Consider the following 5125-nt stretch of genomic DNA (forward strand, 5'->3'; position numbering starts at 1 on the left):
ACTACTAACAAGCATATTTTTAATAGCCTGCTCTGCAAACCAAGCAAGCAATAAGATAAGCAACTCTGAACTAGAAAATTTAGCTAGTAAATATGGTGGGGTTTATATATTTAATCAAAAATTTGTTGAAGAGATAGAGAAAAGAGAAGTTGAGAGAAAAGCGGTTAATCAACAAATTTTAAGTGAAATAGCCCATATATCAAACAAAAGCGAAAGAAACGCAAAGATGAGAGAGCTACTAAAGGAAAGGTATTATAACAATCCAAAAATAGAGCAAACCCTTTCAAACGGTAAGCGATACTACACTATTTGGACAACCTACGAAAACGAAACTGGCAAAAAAGCTAAAATTCAAAAAGAATTTGCGGATAAGATCAAGGGTTTTATAGGGCTTGAAAACTATAACAAATTTAAACCACACATGCTTTTATCAGAATTTTATATAAGTAATGACGAAATAATACCTATATCAATATCTCTATATTATGACGTTGTTAAAAAAAGCTATGGCTTATATGGTGATGAAGGAGCTGGCATTAGTTTTAGTAAAAAATATATAGTTGATATAGGCGGAAATAATGTATTTTACTTTGATAGCTCTAAAAACACTTTTGTTAAGGAAAAATAGTGGAAAATAGCAATAACAACCCTAAAAATAAATCTGTAAAACAAATAATCTCTGATATAAAAGATCATGCTGATATGGCTGATGCTTCTTACTCATTTTATGAATTTATAGATAATAATGAAACATGGAGCAAGTCATAAGATTTCTATAACAATAAGTGAGATTAATAGATAAAAGCCTAAAAAAATTTAACAATCTACAAATAAAACATAATAAATTAATAATATTATAATTTCAAAGACAATAAAATAAGCAAAATAAATTTTCTAAAAGGATATAGGATGAAATTTATAGGCATTATACTTCTACTACTAACAAGCATATTTTTAATAGCTTGCTCTGCAAATCAAGCAAGCAATAAGATAAGTAACTCTGAGCTAGAGAATTTAGCTAGTAAATATGGTGGGGTTTATATATTTAATCAGAAATTTGTTGATGAGATAGAGAAAAGGGAATCTGAGAGGAAAGAGCTAAGCAAATCGCTTGGAGATAAGATAAGATCAAACCCTAGAAAAATAAAGCAAGGGGATAAATTTATAACAATATATGATGTTGATATGACTTTGGTCGATAAGAATTTGCCAAAAATTCTATCAAACGGCAAACGATACTATCTTAAATGGCTAGACTATGAAAATGAAACAGGTAAAAAAGTAAAAATACCAGAAGAGTATATTAATAAAATAAAAGAATTTATAGGAGATGAGAATTTTAGTAAATCACCAAAACCATTGCTAAGAAAATTTTATATAGATGACAATAAAATCATACCTATAACTATATCACTAACATACAGCTATCAATCAAAAAAATATGGCTTATTTGGCGATGAAGGAGCTGGTATAAAATTTAGCAAGAGTGAAACAAACTATGTATTAGGTGGAAATAAATTTTACTTTGATAGCTCTAAAAACACTTTTGTTAAGGAAAAATAGTGGAAAATAGCAATAACAATCCTAAAAATAAATCTGTAAGACAAATAATATCTGATATAAAAGATCATGCTGATATGGCTGACGCCTCTTATTCATTTTATGAATTTATAGATAATAATGAAACATGGAGCAAGTCTGATGAATTTTATAACTACAAAATACTAAAAAAGCCAAAACCTAAGTGGTCTTATGCTGATGGAATAAAAATAGGTGATATATTAAAAACAAAGTTACAAGACGAAAATGAAAATATCATAAAAGAAACTGGGACTCTTACAGCTTATGCTCTTTGTGTAGAAGCCAGATTTATGAAAGATAAAATGATAATAGAGCCAAACGAAAATGAACCTCATGCTATTGATAATGATGTTAAAAATTTTATACACGTAGACGAAGAGACAAAAGAACAAGAATTATTTTATAAACCAACCTCTCTATCTCACCGCACAAAAACATTTGTAAATAGATATGAGCTGATATCTCACCAGCAAAATACCGCAATATCTGGCTTTTCTTACACGATATTTAAGGATACAGAGCCTACTATGAGTAGCGACAAGCCAAGATATATCATAGCATTTAGGGGCACGGAGGTTGGCGGTGCTGAGCTATTAAAAGACTTGGTGCTTACTGACGTGTTTATAGCTGCATTTGCTGGACTACCTCAGATCATATCGCTCTTTACGATGATCGGCGATATAAAAAAGGCTATCAGAGAGGATAGTGGTAGTGACGAGAAAACGCCTAACTTTAACGTAAGTATATGTGGCCACAGCCTTGGCGGTCACCTATCTCAGGTATGTTGCTTGTTTTATAAGAGTCTAAACGTAGATGAGCTTTATACATATAATGCTCCTGGCGTGGGTGGTCTTGCTATCAGTGCTTTGCATTTTGTATTTAGGGTGGTTAGGCTGATAGTTAAGATGATCAAATTTTGCGTGCATAAGCTGCTTGATCTTTTTGGATTTACCAGAAAGGTCATAGACAAATGCGTAGATAAGATATATAATGGCTCAAAAAGTACTGATACTCTAATAAGCGAGTGCAAAGAGCACAAAGACGAGCTAGACTCTAACTTGCTAGAGGAGAGCGCTGCTAGTTGCAAAACTATATACAAAGACCGCATACCATTTGAGATACATCACTGCGAGACTATAAAAAATACTGTGACTTGCGAGGAATTTAACATAGGCAATGACTTTAATAGAGCCATAGAGCCTACTGTGTCGGTGATAGCTGATCTAGGGTATAAACTAGGGCTTACTCCAAATGATAGGATAAACTACAAAAATACGCCTAGGCTTCATCTGCTTCATATAGGTCAACTCGATGGTATCTACTATAAAAACTCACACTATATGACTAGTATAATATATGCCATATATCTATATGACTACCTTTTAAAAGAAGATAAAAATTCCAAGAAAAAGGCGCTAAGTGAGGACATATCCTATGCGCTAACATATCTTGATAAGCTATCTGCCATACTAGTAGACAACATAGAGGGCAATAAATATAAGCTCAGCGATAAAAACGAAAATATAAAAGATGGTAATCAAAACTATATAAGTATCATTTTAGGAGAGCTTTATCATATACTAGAGAGCCTTGGAGATGAGGAGTATCAAGAGATAATAGACAAATACTCTGCCGAAAGCGAAAATAAGCTAAGTAAAGTAACCTTGGTGGATATGCTGATGGATCTGGCAGATAAGCAAATTTATGCAAGGATAATAGACAAAAACGATATGGACGATAGTTCAAATATACCTTTAAATCAGGTAAGATCGCTGCAAAAGATGTATCCACTGGAATTTATACATAATGAAAATGAGCTAATAAAAGATAAAACTGATATCACGAAAGCCTACACCTACGGCTCAAATCTTACAAAGTGCTATTTGCCAAAAGAGAAAGATAGCTTGTTTATAAAGGCTAAGAAGGCCCAGTTTAAAAATGCTATGTTTAGTGATAACTTTACTAGCATTTATATAAGAGACAATGGGGCAAAGGAGAAATTTAGCCTAGATAGATCAAGCTCTACGGCGTTTGCTGACACTGAGGATAAGCAGCTTTATATATTTTTAAACGATAAGGATGTTGTAGACTGCGATGAAATTTATAATAAGATAGAAGATAGGCTAAATATAGAGGACATCAGGTCTTATAAGCCAAATGTCTTTTTAAACTCTATGCCACTAAACACCGCCACCGAGCAATCAGACTATCCACTATACTTTAAAAAAGAAGAGGACGGGGAGGAGGAAAATTCTAACCTACTAAGCTTCTCTCACCAGCCAAGGGACGAGGAAAAAGACAAAGGAAGACTAAGTGTTACCTATAAAAACTCACAGGCTAGCATACTAAACTACTCACTACTAAATAAAAGCCTAAATATAGACCTAAAACCAACAAACAAAGAGACCAAAGAGTCGCTTGAAAAGGCAAGTGAGAGGCTAAATTTAGAAAAGAAAAGTAGCGCGCTAAGTGCTGGTGGTACTGCATTTGCTAATCCAATAATAGAAGATGACGTGGTAGTTTGCCCACATGGTGGCCATGTGATCTTAAAAAGTAGAGCGGGCAAAAGCATAAGATCAGACGATCAAGGCGTGATACTTGATATTGACTTTATCAACTCACCGATAGTTGGCTGCTCAGCTAAAAACCCTTGCACCAAGGTAGCATACGTACCAAGAGCGGCTCTTAGTCTAAAAAGTATGAATAACCACTATGCTGTTATGCAAGACCTAGTGCCAGCGTGCCTAAGCAATACCAGCTCGCCGCTAAGGTGCATAAAAAAAGAAAACAGGATAAAGCTAGCTCATAGCATAGGTAGCCCAACATCTGAAAATAATAATGCAGCGGTGCTAAATCCAAATTTAAACAAGCCAGTGATAAGACTTCATGTGAAGGCTTTCGCTTCTCAGAGTGATAATCTTTTAGTGGCTACGTACTATCTATTTGATAAAAAATTTGAAGATAAAAATGGATTTAGCAAGATCAAGCTCAACTTAGATGAGGGAAGAGACGTAGACGATAAGAATTTAAAGGCTCTTTTGGTGGATAATTACGATAATAAGCGTTATGATATCAAAGAATTTAAACTAAGATATGGAGCGGATAAGCTAAATTTGGTATTTGTTGCTCCAAAGAATTTTAGCGCACTTGATAAAGAGAACTATAAAAAAGCAAATAGTCCTGAAAGCGGTGTGGGATTTTATGCTAGTTTAGACGAGTTTAACAGCTCTAGCACAGATAAAAACAAGCAAACTTATACAAAGGTATTTTTAACTCCAACTGGTGCAAAAAGTATAGAGCTTGAGGTAGCTAAAGGGCTAGATAGTGGATATGAAAACGACATAAACACAACGAGCTTTACAATGCTTGTTAGTTGATAAATTTAAAGAGAAGGATCGTTCTTGAGATTAGATAATACAAAAATTATTAGAAGCATAGAGGAATTGCTTTTTGAGTTTAGTGTTAATGGTGAGACATACAAAAATATAACTTTTTATTGCCGTGATTTAAATCATTTTTACGAACCAAATGTGTTTAATGGAGA

At 33.6% G+C, this 5125-nt stretch carries 4 protein-coding genes; all 4 read left to right on the plus strand.

Annotated elements, in window-relative coordinates:
* A partial coding sequence (locus F3G86_RS01165) for a tRNA 2-selenouridine synthase (RefSeq protein WP_149723139.1) occupies positions 1-628 on the plus strand: 628 nt, incomplete at its 5' end.
* Positions 628-768, plus strand: a complete 141-nt coding sequence (locus F3G86_RS10295) for a hypothetical protein (protein WP_162533529.1) — start codon at positions 628-630, stop codon at positions 766-768. The genes F3G86_RS01165 and F3G86_RS10295, both read left to right, overlap by 1 nt.
* A gap of 141 nt (positions 769-909) precedes the next feature.
* Complete coding sequence (locus F3G86_RS01170) at positions 910-1563, plus strand: tRNA 2-selenouridine synthase (RefSeq protein ID WP_149722743.1); 654 nt, start codon at positions 910-912, stop codon at positions 1561-1563.
* Complete coding sequence (locus F3G86_RS01175) at positions 1563-4958, plus strand: alpha/beta hydrolase family protein (RefSeq protein WP_149722744.1); 3396 nt, start codon at positions 1563-1565, stop codon at positions 4956-4958. Before F3G86_RS01170 ends, F3G86_RS01175 begins: the two co-directional genes overlap by 1 nt.
* Positions 4959-5125: the final 167 nt, after the last annotated feature.

Origin of the sequence: Campylobacter concisus (genome assembly GCF_902460595.1) — a bacterium.
GTDB lineage: Bacteria > Campylobacterota > Campylobacteria > Campylobacterales > Campylobacteraceae > Campylobacter_A > Campylobacter_A concisus_BL.

Coding starts and splice junctions, on each gene's coding strand:
- F3G86_RS01170 (WP_149722743.1), top strand. CDS start 910: ATGAAATTTATAGGCATTATACTTCTACTACTAACAAGCATATTTTTA.